General features: G+C 53.5%; 15 protein-coding genes. 10 read left to right on the top strand and 5 right to left on the bottom strand.

The features are described from left to right. The first annotated feature begins 244 nt into the window (after nucleotides 1-244). The 5 genes from PN477_RS01555 (at nucleotide 245) to PN477_RS20805 (ending at nucleotide 3,432) form a co-directional block, all read left to right on the top strand. On the top strand, nucleotides 245-388 hold the full coding sequence (locus tag PN477_RS01555; protein ID WP_272146913.1) for a hypothetical protein: 144 nt from the start codon (nucleotides 245-247) through the stop codon (nucleotides 386-388). A 532-nt stretch (nucleotides 389-920) separates the two neighbouring features. After that, nucleotides 921-1,742 carry an McrB family protein gene (locus PN477_RS01550; RefSeq protein WP_465250279.1) on the top strand — a complete coding sequence of 274 codons (822 nt, stop codon included), beginning with the start codon at nucleotides 921-923 and terminating at the stop codon, nucleotides 1,740-1,742. Continuing rightward, nucleotides 1,735-2,919 carry an McrC family protein gene (locus tag PN477_RS01545; protein WP_272116387.1) on the top strand — a complete coding sequence of 395 codons (1,185 nt, stop codon included), beginning with the start codon at nucleotides 1,735-1,737 and terminating at the stop codon, nucleotides 2,917-2,919. The genes PN477_RS01550 and PN477_RS01545 overlap by 8 nt, the downstream gene beginning before the upstream one ends. A gap of 68 nt (nucleotides 2,920-2,987) precedes the next feature. Continuing rightward, nucleotides 2,988-3,215, top strand: coding sequence for a type II toxin-antitoxin system HicB family antitoxin (locus PN477_RS01540; protein ID WP_272116385.1), 228 nt, complete (start codon nucleotides 2,988-2,990; stop codon nucleotides 3,213-3,215). Continuing rightward, nucleotides 3,208-3,432 carry a type II toxin-antitoxin system HicA family toxin gene (locus PN477_RS20805; protein WP_417158725.1) on the top strand — a complete coding sequence of 75 codons (225 nt, stop codon included), beginning with the start codon at nucleotides 3,208-3,210 and terminating at the stop codon, nucleotides 3,430-3,432. Before PN477_RS01540 ends, PN477_RS20805 begins: the two co-directional genes overlap by 8 nt. A gap of 317 nt (nucleotides 3,433-3,749) precedes the next feature. Here PN477_RS20805 and PN477_RS01530 read toward each other — a convergent pair whose 3' ends face one another. The 3 genes from PN477_RS01530 to pheA form a co-directional block, all read right to left on the bottom strand. Then, nucleotides 3,750-4,175: a type II toxin-antitoxin system VapC family toxin gene (locus PN477_RS01530; protein WP_272116381.1), complete on the bottom strand. Its 426-nt coding sequence runs from the start codon at nucleotides 4,173-4,175 to the stop codon at nucleotides 3,750-3,752. After that, entirely contained in the window at nucleotides 4,172-4,456 is a 285-nt protein-coding gene (locus PN477_RS01525) for a hypothetical protein (protein ID WP_272116379.1), read from the bottom strand. The genes PN477_RS01530 and PN477_RS01525 overlap by 4 nt, the downstream gene beginning before the upstream one ends. A gap of 160 nt (nucleotides 4,457-4,616) precedes the next feature. Next, nucleotides 4,617-5,483, bottom strand: coding sequence for a prephenate dehydratase (gene pheA, locus PN477_RS01520; protein WP_272116378.1), 867 nt, complete (start codon nucleotides 5,481-5,483; stop codon nucleotides 4,617-4,619). Between the two features lie 222 nt (nucleotides 5,484-5,705). On the opposite strand from pheA, the gene pcrA reads away from it, so the two are divergent. After that, a complete protein-coding gene (pcrA, locus tag PN477_RS01515; protein WP_272116376.1) occupies nucleotides 5,706-8,030 on the top strand; it encodes a DNA helicase PcrA in 2,325 nt (774 codons plus the stop codon). A 59-nt stretch (nucleotides 8,031-8,089) separates the two neighbouring features. Here pcrA and PN477_RS01510 read toward each other — a convergent pair whose 3' ends face one another. Then, entirely contained in the window at nucleotides 8,090-11,500 is a 3,411-nt protein-coding gene (locus PN477_RS01510) for a type ISP restriction/modification enzyme (RefSeq protein ID WP_272116375.1), read from the bottom strand. Between the two features lie 298 nt (nucleotides 11,501-11,798). On the opposite strand from PN477_RS01510, the gene bchD reads away from it, so the two are divergent. The 3 genes from bchD to PN477_RS01495 all read left to right on the top strand — a co-directional run bounded on the left by bchD (nucleotide 11,799) and on the right by PN477_RS01495 (nucleotide 15,688). Further along, nucleotides 11,799-13,763 (top strand): magnesium chelatase ATPase subunit D, encoded by a 1,965-nt coding sequence (bchD, locus tag PN477_RS01505; protein WP_417158726.1) that lies wholly within the window; start codon nucleotides 11,799-11,801, stop codon nucleotides 13,761-13,763. A gap of 225 nt (nucleotides 13,764-13,988) precedes the next feature. Next, complete coding sequence (locus tag PN477_RS01500; protein ID WP_272116373.1) at nucleotides 13,989-14,537, top strand: Ycf51 family protein; 549 nt, start codon at nucleotides 13,989-13,991, stop codon at nucleotides 14,535-14,537. 17 nt (nucleotides 14,538-14,554) lie between these two features. Further along, nucleotides 14,555-15,688 carry an iron-containing alcohol dehydrogenase family protein gene (locus tag PN477_RS01495; RefSeq protein WP_272116372.1) on the top strand — a complete coding sequence of 378 codons (1,134 nt, stop codon included), beginning with the start codon at nucleotides 14,555-14,557 and terminating at the stop codon, nucleotides 15,686-15,688. A 174-nt stretch (nucleotides 15,689-15,862) separates the two neighbouring features. Here the strand turns inward: PN477_RS01495 and PN477_RS01490 are convergent, their stop codons facing one another. Next, a complete protein-coding gene (locus PN477_RS01490; RefSeq protein ID WP_272146911.1) occupies nucleotides 15,863-16,018 on the bottom strand; it encodes a hypothetical protein in 156 nt (51 codons plus the stop codon). 224 nt (nucleotides 16,019-16,242) lie between these two features. On the opposite strand from PN477_RS01490, the gene PN477_RS01485 reads away from it, so the two are divergent. Further along, nucleotides 16,243-16,512 (top strand): hypothetical protein, encoded by a 270-nt coding sequence (locus PN477_RS01485; protein WP_272116371.1) that lies wholly within the window; start codon nucleotides 16,243-16,245, stop codon nucleotides 16,510-16,512. Nucleotides 16,513-16,597 lie beyond the last annotated feature (85 nt).

Below are 16,597 nucleotides of genomic sequence, written 5' to 3'. Positions count from 1 at the left end.
TGTCGTTCTCGAAAAAGGTGGAGAACCACATTGGGGCGATATGGCTGTTCATCCATGAGTACAATCGGGGCATCAGAGAGAAGCTGGCGGAGCAAGATGCCCCTATCTTTTCCTCTAGCCTGCACTAAAATGCACTACCGAAAAAGTGATCCAAATTTTGCGCAGTTTGCCGGATGCACATCAGCAAAAAATCTTACAGTTTGCTGAGATGTTGCAAACCCAAGAACGTAGCCCATCTACGACCATGGATAGTGAAACATCATCATTGTTTGGTGATGGGTTGGCGGCATTTCGGGAAAAATGGCAAATTGAGTCTTTGGATATTAATCCAGATGAAGTGTTTGGGGGCGATCGCGATCCATCACCGGGGCGAGAGGTTGTTCTATGAGAAAAATAGTACACCAGCGAGCTTAAAATTGTAGGTAAACTATGGGTTGAAAATCCCATCAAATCTGATGATAGCGATTGCTTTGCCCATAAAAAAAGCCTACTGATGTACTACATCTGATGTAAAATCCTGAGTGACCAGGGTAGCAAAATCAATGATTCAAACACCACCATTTTATCAACAGGTTATCAATTTTTTAAAAGAAAATCCAGGACATTATTTCGGCACGAAAGAAATTGCGGCTGCGATAATAAAGCAATATCCAGAATACCATGAAGTAAAGAGAAAAATACAAAATGAGGAGAGAGAAAGCAGTGGAAAATTACTTTTTAGCGATCAGGGATTTCAGCAACAAGTTGCATCTAAAGTAAGTCGTTTTAAGAAAACGATTCAAAAAAAAGAACCTAACATTAGAGTTTTCGACTCATACAGACCTCACCAATTTTGGTATGAAATAGAGCCGCCAAAATCATCTAACCCTGTTATAGAAGAAATAGATTCAAAGAAAATCGATTTTCTTTTAAAAGAAACGATGCTGGATGAGCAGAGACTCAGACTCATAATTTCTGCTATCAACCGTAAACGACAAATCATCCTCACGGGCCCACCGGGAACCGGCAAAACCCACCTCGCCCAAAACCTCGCAAACTACCTCACCAGCGAAACCGATGGACTAATCGAAACCATTCAACTCCACCCCGCTTACACCTACGAAGACTTTATGCAAGGACTTCGACCGATCGCAGATAAAAATGGTCAACTCACCTATAAAATGATGCCCGGTCGCTTTTTGGACTTTTGCGATCGCGCCCGTCAATGCCACAGCAACAGCGTTTTGATTATCGACGAAATTAACCGCGCTAACCTATCCGCCGTGTTTGGTGAACTTCTCTATCTGCTCGAATATCGCGATCGCACCATCAAACTCGCGACAAGCAAGGCAAGTTTCAGCATTCCGTCAAACGTCTACATCATCGGCACAATGAACACCGCCGATCGCTCCATTGCCCTTGTAGATCATGCCCTCCGCCGCCGTTTCGCATTCATCGAACTTGCCCCCGACTACAGCATTTTGAAACAATGGCATGAGCGCGAACAAACTGGATTTAACCCCGATGGCTTGATCGCAATATTGGAGCAAATTAACACCACAATCAATGATAAAAACTACGCGATCGGCATCTCTTTTTTCCTAACGGACAACCTCAACGAAACAATAGCCGACATTTGGCAACTCGAAATTTATCCCTATCTTGAAGAACTGTTTTATAGCAATCTAGAACAAATCGAGGCGTTTCAGTGGGATACGATTAAAGAGCGAATTCAGCGCGATCGCCCTGTGTCCGATGCTTGAAATTTCCCTGATTGAATACCAGCCGCGATGGTTCGGGCGGGATGAACTAGAAGACGAAATGGGCCAACAGATTTGGCAGCACTATCGTCAAAAAATCGACATTGAAACCCCCAGTTTTAAAAATCAAAATCGCTGGAAACTGACCGCTAAAGGCGTGATCGGCACAATTCCCCTCACGCCCGATCTCACCATTCGCATTCAGCCCAAAACCGCGATCGCTAATATCTGGCAGATGCTCGACACCGTTGGCAGCTTGAAAAGTCTCCAGATGTTCGAGCAACTGACCACCTGCGATCGCCTCGAAGATCTGTGTGATCTCCTCGCTCGCATCCTTGCAAATCGGATTTTGGATCGCATCCGTCAGGGCCTCGTCGCGAACTACCAACCCCACCGCGATCGCCTCATTTCCCCCCGTGGCCGCATTGATTGGCCGCGCACGGCACGATCGCCCTGGGCCACCCGCCTACCCTGCCACTACACCACCCGCACCGCCGACATTCCCGACAACCAAATCCTGCTCTGGACATTGCACCACCTGCGCCGCACCCGCCACCTCTTTCACGACACCACCCAAATCCAACTCGCCCGCGCCCACCGTGCCCTCTCCGGTGCGATCGCCCTCGTCCCCTACACCGCCGCCGACTGCCGCAATCGCCCCTACGATCGCCTCAATGCCGACTATCAAATCCCCCATACCCTCTGCGGCTTCTTCCTCGAACACCTCAGCCCCGGCCAGGCCCATGGCGATCGCCACGCCCTGCCCTTCCTCCTCAACACCGCCCAACTCTACGAAGCCTACGTCGCCGCTTGGCTGGCGCAACACCTGCCGCCCCGCTATTACCTCAAAGCCCAAGACCCCTACAAATTAAGCTCCAATCACCGCTACAAAATCGATCTCATCCTGTATGATCGCACCACAAACCGAGCGATCGCCGTCCTCGACACCAAATACAAAACCCCCGACAAACCCAGCCAAGACGACATTAATCAAATCATCGCCTACGCCCATTTTAAACAGAGCGATCGCGTAGCCACCCATCGCGCCATTCTCATCTATCCCGAACCCCTTTCCAAACCCCTCGACGAAATAATCCACACGATCCACATCCAAAGCCTCGTATTTGGGTGCGATCCGGATAGGGACGGCGCGGCATTTCTCGCCCAATTGGGGCTTTGATCGGGCTGCAATATCTCCGATCGCAATCGCTATCATGGGTGAATGCGCTATCTCCTCCTGCCCACACCATGAAGCAAACCCGAACGTTCACCGCCATCATCCAACCGGAAACGGATGGCTACGTTGCCCTCTGCCCAGAACTTGACATCGCCAGTCAGGGAGACTCCGTAGAGGAAGCCAAACAGAACCTCAGCGAAGCTCTCGAACTTTTCTTTGAATGTGCAAGCCGTAGTGAAATCGAGCAGCGCCTACAGCAAAATGTGGTCATTACTGAGCTAGAGGTGGCGGTTGGGTAAGCTCAGAACCTTATCGGGTCAAAGCGTCTGTAAAATTCTTCAATCTCAAGGCTTTGTCAAAATTCGGCAGCGTGGTAGCCACATTATCATGCAGCGCCAATTGGAAGACACCACCATCACTGTCCCTGTTCCCGACCACAAGACTCTCAAGACTGGAACGCTCAAATCCATAATTCGTCAGTCTCAACTGCCCAGTCATTTGTTTGAAACTCAGTAAAACCATGCAGACGATCGCACCACAAACCAAGCGATCGCCGTCCTCGACACCAAATACAAAACCCCCGACAAACCCAGCCAAGCCGACATTAATCAAATCCTCGCCTACGCCCACTTTAAACAGAGCGATCGCGCCATCCTCCTCTATCCCGAACCCCTCCCCCGACCCCTCGACGAAATAATCCACACGATCCACATCCAAAGCCTCGTGTTTGGGTGCGATCCGGATAAGGACGGCGCGGCATTTCTCGCCCAATTGGGGCTTTGAAATTGCACTCATACACCTGGCCCGGCTACAGTTTGGCCATGTTTAAGCAACTACAGACTGGAGCGATCGCGCAGCAACGCCACAAAACCCGCCTGCTCAAAATGGCGATCATAGGCCAATGCTTCCATAATCTTGCGCTCCCGCATCAGATGAAACGAAACACAATCCGTGTGGCTCCAAGCCTGGTCAGGGCGCTGCCGATAGAGTGCCAGGGCAGCATGAAAAAGTTGAATGCTCTGGGGAATAATTTCAACAGTTTCATCCTCTAGCAATGAATCAATTAAACTCACCGCAGCTTGCCGAAATCTTGCCCCATGCCGCGAAAAAGCATTCAGCAACTCATTGAGCACTAACTCTGTTGTGACAAACTGAGCCGGCAAGACTTGTTCAGTAATCCAGAGGGCTTGGTCATGTAGATCATCATCAGGAGAAATGAGCGCGATCCAGTAGCCTGTATCGACAAAAATAGTTCTCATTCCTCTATTTTTGGCGCACCGTATAAGTAATGGTCTAAATTTTTGGCGAAATCAGTGGGTAATAAGCCGTCCGCTTGACTCGAGGAGAGAGCCTGACCGATTTCTCTTGCCTTCAGCAAAAAATTAGGTGTTTTAGGATTTAAGGGTGCAGATATCGCCTGATGTTCGCTGTTCCGCTCTGAGAGCCTCTGCTTCAGAAACAGGAAAAAAGTTAAGACTTCTTCAAGCAAAAAATCTGGTGCTTGGCTAATTTCGTTGAGAAGCCGTTCCTTAGTACTCACGATTAGAGGTCTCTGTAGATGTCAAAATGGCGATATGGGTATTAGTCTAACGGGTGGCGTTATCCAGTAGCAACCCACTAAACAGGGGGAGGGCGTTGATTCCGTAGCAAGCATTTCGGGGGGTGGGGTTGATGGGTGAAGCGTCATGAGGGGGACGAGGTTAATCAATTTCGAGTTCGGGGGCGAGGATGGGAGAGGCGGCGTAACAGCCGAAGATTTTGAGGATTTCGGTGTATTGGGGGAGTTCGTGGAGGGCGGTGTGGAGAGATTCGGTGTTGCGGGGGGTGTTGTTGAGGTCGATGAAAAAGAGATATTCACCGAGCGATCGCTTGGTGGGGCGCGATTCGATCCGGCTCAGGTTGATGTGGCGATCGGCGAAGACTTGCAGCGGTTTGGCCAATGCACCGGGAAGATTCGCCGCCGCACTGAAAGCCAGGGAAATATAGTCCCCCGGTTCTCCCGGTTCGCGCCCCACGACCCAGAAGCGGGTGCAGTTGTCGGGATAGTCGTTGATGCGATCGGCGAGAATGGGCAGGTCGTAGAGATGGGCAGCGCGGGCCGAGGCGATCGCGCCCACCGTCGGGTCAGCGCGGAGACCGGCCAGGGCCTCGGTGGTGGAATTGCTGGCCAACTGTTGCACCTGGGGAAGGTGACATTCTAGCCACCGCTGACATTGCGCCAAGGCCTGCGGGTGAGAATAGACCGTTTGAATCGCCTGGAAATCCGCAGCACAGGACACCAACACATGATGAATCGGGAGAATGAGGGCCTGTTGGATTTGCAGGTGTTCCAACTCCCAGAGGGTATCGAGGGTGACGGCCACACTTCCCTGAATTGAGTTTTCCACCGGCACAACGGCTAGATCCACCTGTTGAGCGGCCACGGCTTTGAGGGTTTGGGCAATGGTGGGGTAGGGGCAGAGGATGGCTGCGTGGCCGGTGTTCTTTTGGAGGCGATTGCGGTAGACGATGGCGGCCGTTTCTGCATTGGTTCCGGGGGGGCCAAGGTGAGCGATGGAAGGGGTCATGCGTCGAGTTCAACGGTGGTGTTTTCAGTGTATTACGAGTGCAGGCGTAAAGCCTCCGTTTTCTCAAGGGGGAAGTCTATCAAGTTCCGTTGGCCGATCAGGGTGTTGATTGAAAGGGCGGGGTCTGAAAGCCTGATTTTTCGGAATCATTCACCGAGTCGATACAATGAAGAGCATGACTCTGTTTGGGTCACTGTATTTTTGTTACTTGTATCCTTGCCCATGAGTACCGACTTTCTGTCCCATCTGAATCCTGCCCAACGATGCGCCGTTGAACATTTTTGCGGGCCGCTCCTGGTGGTGGCTGGGGCTGGGTCGGGAAAGACGAGGGCCCTGACCTACCGGATTTTTAACCTGATCCATGAGCATCATGTTCATCCGGAAAATATTCTCGCGGTCACCTTCACAAACAAGGCGGCACGGGAAATGAAGGAGCGGATCGATCGCCTCTTTGCGGATAAATTAGCCCACAAGCACCACAACAAGCCCCTGGATGCGTTGGAAGCGGCGATCCAAACGAAGCTGCGATCGCAAGTCTACAAAGACGTAATCAAACCCCTGTGGATTGGCACGTTTCACAGTTTGGCGGCGCGGATTTTGCGCCTCGATGTGGATAAATATCAAGACGAACGGGGGCGCACCTGGGGCAAAAACTTCACCATTTTTGATGATGCTGATGTGAATGGTGTGGTGAAGTCGATCACCACGAAACAACTCAATCTAGACAGCAAAAAATTCGACCCCCGCAAAATCCGCTACGCGATCAGCAACGCGAAAAACCTCGGCCTCTCACCGGTCGAATACGCCAAGGAAAACCCCGACTATCGCGGGCGCACGATCGCGGAAGTGTATGAACTCTATCAGGATCAACTGGCGGCCAATAATGGTCTAGATTTTGATGATCTGTTGCTGATTCCGGTGCGGTTGTTTGAGCAGAATGAAAGTGTGCTGGGCTATTGGCACAAGCAGTTTCACCATATTCTCGTCGATGAATATCAGGACACAAACCGGATTCAGTACGATTTTATCCGGCTCTTGACCACCAATGGGGAGACTAACCCGAAGGCGTGGAATTGGCGCGATCGCTCCGTCTTCGTGGTGGGCGATGCGGATCAATCGATCTATTCGTTCCGGATGGCGGATTTTCGGATCTTGCTGGGCTTCCAACAGGATTTTGGCGATGGTTTGCCCGATGAGGCCACCCAAACCATGGTGAAGCTCGAACATAACTACCGCTCCCGCGCCACGATTCTCTACGCCGCCAATGAACTCATTGATCACAACAGCCAACGCATTGATAAGATTTTGCGGGCGACACGGGGCGAGGGGGAGCCGATCTACATTGCCAAAACCGACAATGAACAGACCGAAGCCCGCTTTGTCCTCGATCAAATGCACGGTTTGCGATCGGATCATCCGGAATTGACCTGGGGCAGTTTTGCGATTCTTTACCGCACCAATGCCCAATCCCGCGCCCTTGAAGATGCCCTGCGGGGGAAAATTCCCTACACGATTGTGGGGGGTTTGAAGTTCTACGATCGCAAAGAAATTAAAGATATGCTGGCCTATCTGCGGGCGATCGCCAACCCCGCCGACACCGTGAGCCTGCTGCGAATTATCAACACGCCGCGCCGGGGAATCGGTAAATCCACCCTGGAAAACCTCCAAAACGCCTCCCAAGAGTTGGGCGTACCCCTCTGGGAAATCCTCAGCGATGAAACCTCTGCCCAAACCCTCGCGGGCCGAGCCGCAAAACGGGTGCTGGAGTTTGTGGAGTTGATCAAACGCTATCAAGGCCAATTGGCCCACGACATCCCGGCGTTACAGTTGGCCCAAGGGCTGCTCAAGGATTCGGGCTATGTGGAAGACCTCCAACAGCAGGGCACGGACGAGGCCAACAACCGGATCGAAAACCTCAACGAATTGCTCAACGCGGTCGCCGAGTTCCAGGAGGAAAACGAAACCGAGCGGCTTCAAGATTTCCTTGAAAATGCCTCCCTCGCCTCGGATCTGGACAATCTCCAAGACGAAACCGAAGCCGTGACCCTGATGACCCTCCACGCGGCGAAGGGGTTGGAATTTCCGGTGGTGTTTATGGTGGGGATGGAACAGGGTTTGCTGCCCAATGCGCGATCGCTCCATGACCCCGCCTCCCTCGAAGAAGAGCGCCGCCTCTGCTATGTGGGCATCACCCGCGCCCAGGAACAGCTATTCATGACCCATGCCCAAATGCGTCGCCTCTGGGGCAGTTCTGAAAGTTGTGTGCCGTCGCAGTTCCTTAGTGAACTACCGGAAGAATTCGTCAGCCAACCCGATCGCTTCCATCGGCGACGCAAACCCAAGGCCGTTGATGATTCCCCCCCGAAAATCGATAATAATCCCGACAATTGGCTCGTGGGCGATCGCATCGTCCATGACCAATTTGGTGAAGGGGAAGTGACCCATGTGTTTGGCACGAAGCACAAGGTTCACTTAGGGGTGAAATTCCCCGGCATCGGCAAGAAGGTGATGGACCCCCAACACGCCCCCCTAACGCGGATGTCTTAGTTCATCACTGCCAGGCAAGGGGCTTAAGCCCCTTGTTAGGCCCCTTGTTCAGCCCCTTGTTAGGCCCCTTGTTCGGATTTCCAGGGGTAGAGGTTGGCTTTGATGGCGCGATAGTTGGCATTGAGGGCGGGGGTGAGGAGGAGGATGGCGGCGAGGCGGCGGGCGGTGTGGATGACGTGGACAAATTCGTCTTGTTTGAGGGGACGTTTTAGCACTTTTTCGGCGCGATAACTGAGCCATTTTTTCAGCACTGGGTAGCCGCCGAGGGTGTAGTGCCAGACGCGATCGGGTACGTTGCACCAATAGGCGCGATCGCTCAGATAAATATCGTAGGTGTGTTCACCGAGCAGGGCGATCCGGTCTGCACCGAGGGTGTCGCGTTCGGCGGGGGTGTAGGGGCGTTGGATGGCTTTGCCTTTGCCGGGCATGGTGGGTTTGCCGTTGCCGCCGTAGCCCCAGTTGGCGGTGAGGGCGAAGTCTTCGGGTTTGAGGTTGCCGCCGTGGGTGCTGGTGGGAACGGCGATGATTTTGAGGGGGTCGCTGACGGTTTGGGTGACTCCGAGGGCGGGGGTTTCGGGGTCAAGGAGGGCAGCGAGTTGTTGACCGAGTTGGGCGGATTGTTCGAGGTGTTTTTTGTTGCTCGGTAACGGAATCCGGGGCCAATTTTGTTTCAGTGCATCCCCGTTTTCTGTTCGATACTCAAAGGAATACAGAATCGCGACACAATGAAAAAACAATGCCTCTGATGTGATCTCTAAAGACAAATTTCGTAGATAAGCAATGGCATCCGGTGAATAATTCATGGTTAATTCACTATCGCCCAATAAATGTTCAGAGCCATTTTTAAATAAACTTCCCCACACATCGGGAGGCGTTTTCAATGGAAATAAATTAGCCCCGCGTTCAATAATATGTCCTGATGTAAGAACGCTAGAGACACAGGGAGAATCAAATTCTCTTCTATGTTTCTGTGCTGCTGCTAACCATAGATTTTTATTCGGCTGTTGAACTTCAAAATATTCTGTACGTTTACGATCTAACAAGTCTGTATTTGGTTCCCAATACAACCACCGCTTGTCAAATGGTCGATATAAATACTCTACAAAATAACCCTTCTTTATTCCTTGATCTAGCAGAAATTCACGAACAGCTTTAGCTTTAAATGTTTTTGTCTCTTCCATGGCAACAGGATATTTATTTTTTATTTCATGATCACTAATATTTCTATCAAAATATTCTTTTATTTTTGTTTCAAGTTCTTTTTTGTCGATATCAACTAAAAAATCATCACGACTAGTTTTAACACCGGGAAAGGAAATAGGTAATAATTCGGTTAACAATGGCCAATCGAAATAGGCGGCGGTGATTGTTTTGGGGTTGAGGGGGAGACCGAGGGCAAGGGATGGGGAGACTGTTTGATAATTGGGCTTGAGTTCTTCTAAACTTTCAGCCATTGCCTTACAACGTTCCACGGCACGCGCTTGATCAAAATCGCGATAAAAGATTTGGCAATCTTGAGATTTTTTACCCTTCATCAATAGTGCGATCGCCGTTCCCACCTTAATACCCGCTGAAAACCCTGGGATGGCAAAAACCGTTTCGCTCGTTCGTCCATCGGGTGCATATTCTGAAATGATGCGATCGCCATGTAAATTATCAACCCAAACCTGATCAAAAATCTCTAAATATCGTTCCCGCATTCCCGTAAACGATAACCCATCCAACCACGAATAATTAGAAATAAAACACACAATCCCCCGCTCCGTTTGCTCCACAATTCGCCGCTCCGCCATGCGGAAAAAACGCACATAAAGATCATTCAACCCCTGACCCTGGGGGCGCGGCGCGTGCTTCGTTTCTCGGTACGCATCGGATAATTCCCGCTCCTCATCCACCGCAATCCCCGCAAAACTGTTATAGGGTGGATTGCCAATCACCACCAAAATCGGCTTACTCTTTTTCACCTCCTCCGCTGCATCCCGCTCCCGTTCCAACGCCGGAAAATTCGGAATTGGCAACGGCTCACCCTGTCGCCAACCCGTTAGCGCATTAGTGAGAAAAATCCCCACCCGCTCCTGATCTTTCCCGTACAACTCCAACGACTCGCCAAACTTTTGTAACAACAAACTCACCTGCAAATGAGCCACTACAAACGGAGCCGTCAAGATTTCAAACCCAAACACCCGCTTTAAAACAATCTCTTTTAGGCTTTCCATCGTCGCCAACGATCCCAACCCAGAATCCGCTGACTTAGCCTGCAATGTGGCCGCGATTTGTTCAATCACCGCCACCAAATAAGCCCCCGTACCACAACAGGGATCGAGAATATACACCTCCTCACTCGCCAACCCGTCAGGACAATTCAACTCATCCCGTAAGACCCGATCCACCCGCGCCACCATGTAGCGCACCACCTCCGGCGGCGTGTACCAAACCCCTAACTCCTTGCGCAATTCTGGGTCAAACGCTTGCAAAAATGGTTCATAGAAATATTGCACCGCCTGACTGTCGTTAAAGGTGCTGAAAAATTCCGCACGATTGACCCGATTCAGGGCCGCCGTTGCCCCATCTAAAACCGGGATTAACCCCAGTAATTCCAACGTTTCCGGATCACTCAACCGATGAAACAACATTTGCAAAATCGGAACCCGCAAAAATCGCCACGATCGCTCCCAATTAAACTCACCTTTTGACCCTTCGCGATGCCATAACACCCACGCCGAAAAAATGCCATAAAACAGGGTTTGCACCAGAGTAGACCGGAAAAAGCGATCGCCCCGTTCCGCTTCAAAATGAATCCCCAACGCCGTTTCAAAACTGTCGCGGATCATCTGAAGAGTGGGGAGATCCTGCTGTTGCTCGATGCGTACCCTGGCATCCCGTGCGTAGGAAGCGAGAAACCACGCCACATCTTCCGGGGATGCGATCGCCGCCGTGGACAACATCACCCGCTTCAGATATTCCGTTAAGGATTGACCCGATTGAGCCGCCAATGCCCTCGGATTTTGGGCCAACTGCCAAAATTCCGCCTCGGTTTTCGCCAAACTGAAAAACTCTAACTCGACCTTGTCCCCGTCTCCATCACAGCCCACGAGCAAAAATTCGCGAAAATTCGTCACCAACACCTGACGATATTTCAACCAATAGTTATGCACCTGCTCAGACCGCGCCGTTTTCAGGACATTCGCGCCAATGCCCTTGGCCTCAATCACGCCGCGCTCTGGGTTCGTTGGTTCGAGGGGGCGATCGCCCTCCTGCTGCCGAAACTGCCCCGCCGTAAACAGCCCCCCATCGGGCATCCCCGCCCCTTGGTTGCTCAGTCCCGTAATACAGCGCACCTTGGGTTTTAGCTCGGCTCCCAAGCCATCGAGTAATTTCTGTAACGCGGGGTAGTGGGTCGTTTCCGCCACCGTTGCACCCGTGGCCCGGTTGGCCACCAAATCCCGGATATATTGCTCAACCAACGACATCAGCGCATCCTCGCGGCGGGGTGTTCTCGATCAAACCTACACGAAAATTTGAACTATCATCATCGGCAATGCCTTAAGCTGCGATCGCCATGACCGTCAACACCTATCAATGGACAATCGAACGCTATCACCAGGACGCAGCGAGAGGGGGCGATCGCGCCCCTGGCCTTTCCCGACCTCATCCTCCCCGTTGCCTCACTGATTCAGCCCTAATCATTCCCCATCACCACTTGGGATCGGTGGGGGCCGGGGGATGTTTTATGATAGGAGCTTGACCCCGTTTGCGATCGCTCCTGCTATGCCCACCACTGCCCCCCTCAATACCAGCTTTCCCCTTACCGCCGTCGTCGGCCAAGAAGCGATCAAACTGGCGCTGTTACTCACCGCCGTTGATCCGGGCTTGGGCGGGGTAGCGATCGCCGGCCGACGCGGCACAGCCAAATCCGTGATGGCGCGGGGCATCCACAGCCTTTTACCCCCGATCGAAATCGCCCAAGGCTCCTACTGCAACGCCGACCCCGAACCCGGCGACCCCACCGAAATCATCCCCTCCCCCTTCGTGCAAATTCCCCTCGGTGTCACCGAAGACCGCCTCCTTGGTTCCGTCGATGTGGAGCAGTCTGTCCAACAGGGTCAAGCCGTCTTCCAGCCCGGCCTCCTCGCCCAAGCCCATCGCGGCGTGTTGTACATCGACGAAATCAACCTCCTCGACGACCAAATCGCCAACCAACTCCTCAGCGTCCTCACCGATGGCTGCAACCGGATCGAACGCGAAGGCATCAGCATCGAGCACCCCTGCCGCCCGATGTTGATCGCCACCTTCAACCCCGAAGAAGGCCCCCTACGGGAACACCTCCTCGATCGCATCGCCATCACCCTTTCCGCCGATGGGGTGCTCTCCCTCGATCAGCGCGTTACCGCCGTTGGCCAAGTCACCGACTACGCCGACGACCCCGCCAAATTTGCCGAGCAATACCACAGCGACAGCGACGGCATGAAAACCGACATTCTCCTGGCCCGCGAATACCTTAAAGAGGTGACGATCAGCACCGAGCAGATTAATTACCTCGTCGAAGAAGCGATCCGGGGTGAAGTGATGGGCCATCGGGCGGAACTTTTCGCGGTGCGGGTGGCCAAAGCCGCCGCCGCCCTTGAGGGTCGTGATGCCGTGGCCGCCGATGATCTCCGCAAAGCCGTTGAACTCGTCATCGTCCCGCGCTCCACCGCCGCCAACACCCCCCCGGACGACGAGATGCAGCCCCCACCCCCACCGCCGCCGCCCCCGGAGGATCAAGCCGATGATCCTGAGGATCAAGAGGATGAGGATCAAGAGGACGAAGACCAAGAGGAACAGGAAGACAACACCCCAGAAATTCCCGAAGAATTTGTCTTTGATATTGAAGGGGTGATCCTTGATCCGTCGGTGCTTTATTTTGCGCAAATGGCGAATAAACAGGGGAATAGCGGTTCCCGGAGTATGATTTTTTCCGACGATCGCGGCCGCTATGTGAAACCGATGTTGCCCAGGGGCAAGGTGCGCCGGATTGCCGTGGATGCCACCCTCCGCGCCGCTGCGCCGTATCAAAAAGCCCGCCGCCTCCGGAATCCGGGCCGCACGGTGATTGTGGAACAGGGGGATTTGCGATCGAAGCGTTTAGCGCGAAAGGCTGGGGCGTTGATTGTGTTCGTGGTGGATGCGTCGGGGTCGATGGCGTTAAACCGGATGCAGGCGGCGAAGGGGGCGGTGATGCGGCTCCTCACAGAAGCCTATGAAAATCGGGATCAGGTGGCGTTAATTCCCTTCCGAGGCGAACAGGCGGAGGTGTTGTTACCGCCGACGCGATCGATCACGATGGCGCGGCTGCGGATGGAAAAACTGCCCTGTGGTGGCGGGTCGCCCCTGTCCCACGGGTTAACCCAGGCGGTGCAGGTGGGGACGAATGCGAAGATGTCCGGGGATATTGGCCAGGTGGTGATCGTGGCGATTACCGATGGGCGCGGTAATATTCCTTTGGCGAAATCCCTTGGTGAAGAATTATCGGAGGAAAAGCCGGATATTAAGGCGGAATTGCTCGATATTGCGGCGAAGATCCGCGCTACGGGGTTTAAGCTACTGATGATTGATACGGAAAAACGGTTTGTGGCGACGGGGTTTGGTCAAGAGTTGGCGAAGCAGGCGGGGGGAAAATATTACCGGATTCCCCGTGCGACGGATCAAGCGATCGCATCCATGGCCCAAGATGCGATTTCATCGATGCGGTAATGCGCCTACCCGAATCCCCCCGGCTGCGCCTCCCCCGTTCAAACTACTGCTGCTCCACAATGTTCTACTGTTGACCCCGTCTGCGTTTGATCCCTCTCTCCGTCAGGGCAGTGAGCGAGAAGCTCGCACTACAGAGAATTCCCGCAATGGTACTGTGAGTCTCTGGCTCACTCATACTCGATCCAGACTCCTTGCAACTCTTTCCCGTTCTAACCCTGATTAACGATGCAAATACCTAACGATTTCGCGCTTTATACTCAATGGCTGGCCTACGCTACCGGGGCTTTTTTCCTGCTGATGCTCCTGGCATTTCTGTTGAAATGGGGGATTCGGTTTCGCCTGGTGGGAGTGACGGCCTTCACGGCGGTACTGACGATTGGGGCGTTTGGCCTGAGTTTGGGGCTGTTTAGCCGCACGGACATTCCGGGATCAGTGCGCTATAACTTAGTCTATGACGATGCGGCGGCCCATGTGGTGATTGTGGTGGCTCCGACGGTGACACCGGATCAAGTGGAGGCGACGCTAAAACAAGCGGCCCTCGATATTGCACCCTTTGGCCGGTTGGGGAATAACGCTCAGGCGGTAATGGTGCGGGCGCGGACGGTGCTCCACCCAGAACCGGGGATCTCTCTCCCCCTTTACCTCGGCGAAGCGGTTAAATTATCTCAAGACCCCGATGCGCTTGGCCGTGGCCAAAGTGAAGCGATCGCCATCCAACTCTATTCTGAAAATTTTGCCCAACTTCCCCCAGCTCCTGAACCCACTGATACTTAATTGAGGTGATTTCTCCCATGACTGATCCGACCTTGCACGCTGCGCCCGTAACCCCCACGACCCGAACGGTAACCCCGTTGGCGATCGCACCGGCCCAGGTGTTGCGGGGCTGGGGGGCGATCGCGCAATCCGGGTCAGTCTTCGCCGCCTTGGGTCAGCGGCCGCTGGTGGTGGGGGGCGATCGCAGCCTCGCCGCTGTGGAATCCCACCTTTTCCCCACCCTCACCGCCCACAACCTCACCTTCACCACCGCCACCTATCACCCCGACTGTTCCGAAACCAGCCTCGCCCAATTGGAACAGGCCACAACCCACCATCAAGCCGACCTGATCATCGGAGTCGGCGGCGGCAAAGCCCTCGATGCGGCCAAACTCCTCGCCCACCGCTGTCACCTGCCGATCGTCACCCTGCCCACCTCCGCCGCCACCTGTGCCGCTTGGACAGCCCTCTCTAATATCTATTCCGATGCGGGAGCCTTTCACTACGATGTGGGCTTGCACAATTGCCCCAACGCCTTGATCCTCGATTACGACGTGATCCACACCGCCCCCACCCGGACGCTCGTGGCCGGCATTGGGGATGCGATCGCCAAATGGTACGAAGCCTCCGTCAGTAGTGGCGACTCTACCCACACCCTGATCATCGCGGCGGTACAGCAAGCGCGGATTTTACGGGATATTCTCTTTCAAAAGGCGGGCAGTGCGATCGCTAATCCCGGCAGCCCCGATTGGTGTGAAGTGGTCGATGCCACCGTTCTCCTCGCCGGGGTGATTGGCGGCCTCGGCGGGGCGCAATGTCGCACCGTCGCCGCCCACGCCGTCCATAACGGCCTCACCCACATCCCCGCCGCCCATCCCATCCTCCACGGTGAAAAAGTCGCCTACGGCATCCTCGTACAACTCCGCTTAGAAGAACAAGTGCAGCGCAGCCAACTGGCCCACAGTTCCCGCCAACAGCTTCTTCAGTTCTACCGCGATCTCGGCCTGCCCCAAACCCTCGAAGACTTGGGCTTAGGACAAGTGCCCCTCGATCAACTCCGGAATGCCGCCGAGATTGCCTGCCATCCTGATTCTGACCTCCATCACCTCCCCTTTCCGGTCACGTCGGATCAACTCCTCGCGGCCATGGTGGCCACCACCACCCTGTCCTAAATTGAGCACCATTCAACGCCATTCACAGCCAACTCAGAATCCTCGCGCCGAACCTTGAATGCTCAGGTTTTCCCCAAAGCGGGGCGATTGTAAAGTGTGATCAATTCGCCCCCCTCCACAGAGCATCAATACCTACGGGCGAGAGACGCTGAAGCCTTTGCTCCCGATCCATCACTACAGTACTAGACATGAATGAAATGCTGGTGTGGGGCTGACGGTGCGATCGCAAACCCGCCCCAACGGAGGCCCCCCACCCCAGATCACCACATCCTCCCCCAGGGGCTGAAACGCTTGATAGATCAGCGATCGCCACCCTAGAACCCAGGTCAAGGCTAGGGTGTAATCCCTGAGGGTTGCCCCTGATGGCGAGAATTTTGATTGTTTAGGTATTCTTATTAGTTCAGGAGGCAATTTCCTCTACCCATGAGATGGAATTTGCTATAGTAGCTCTCAACACAAAAATCGAGTGTTTGCTAACGCAAATTATTAATTTTTGTGTATGATGAGGTGTTTGTGTTCTCTAGCAATCCATTAACAATTGAAGGAGATTTAAGATGAAAGTCAGATATCTGTTGAGTCTTGCCACCGTTGCAACCCTTGGCCTTGGTTTAGTAAGCTGTGCTGCCCCTGAAGCCCCCGCTGACGACGCGGAGGTTGAAGAAACTGCACCGGCAGAAGAAGAAACCATGACCGAAGAAGAACCCATGGAAGAAGGTGAAGCCATGACCGACGAAGAGCCCATGGAAGAAGGTGAAACCATGACCGACGAAGAGCCCATGGAAGAAGAAACCGAAGCTACGGAAGAGGGCGAAGCCGAAGAGTAATCCGACTCAACCCTTCCATCCGACGCTCCTCACCGCCAAACCATAATTAATCACACGGTTTAAAAGCGACGGGCCCCAAGGGGGC

This window comes from Spirulina subsalsa CS-330, from assembly GCF_028330765.1.
In the GTDB taxonomy this organism is placed as follows: Bacteria; Cyanobacteriota; Cyanobacteriia; order Cyanobacteriales; family Spirulinaceae; genus Spirulina; species Spirulina subsalsa_A.
The sequence above is the reverse complement of the archived record's forward strand: the minus strand, read 5'-3'. Positions and strand labels throughout refer to the sequence as shown.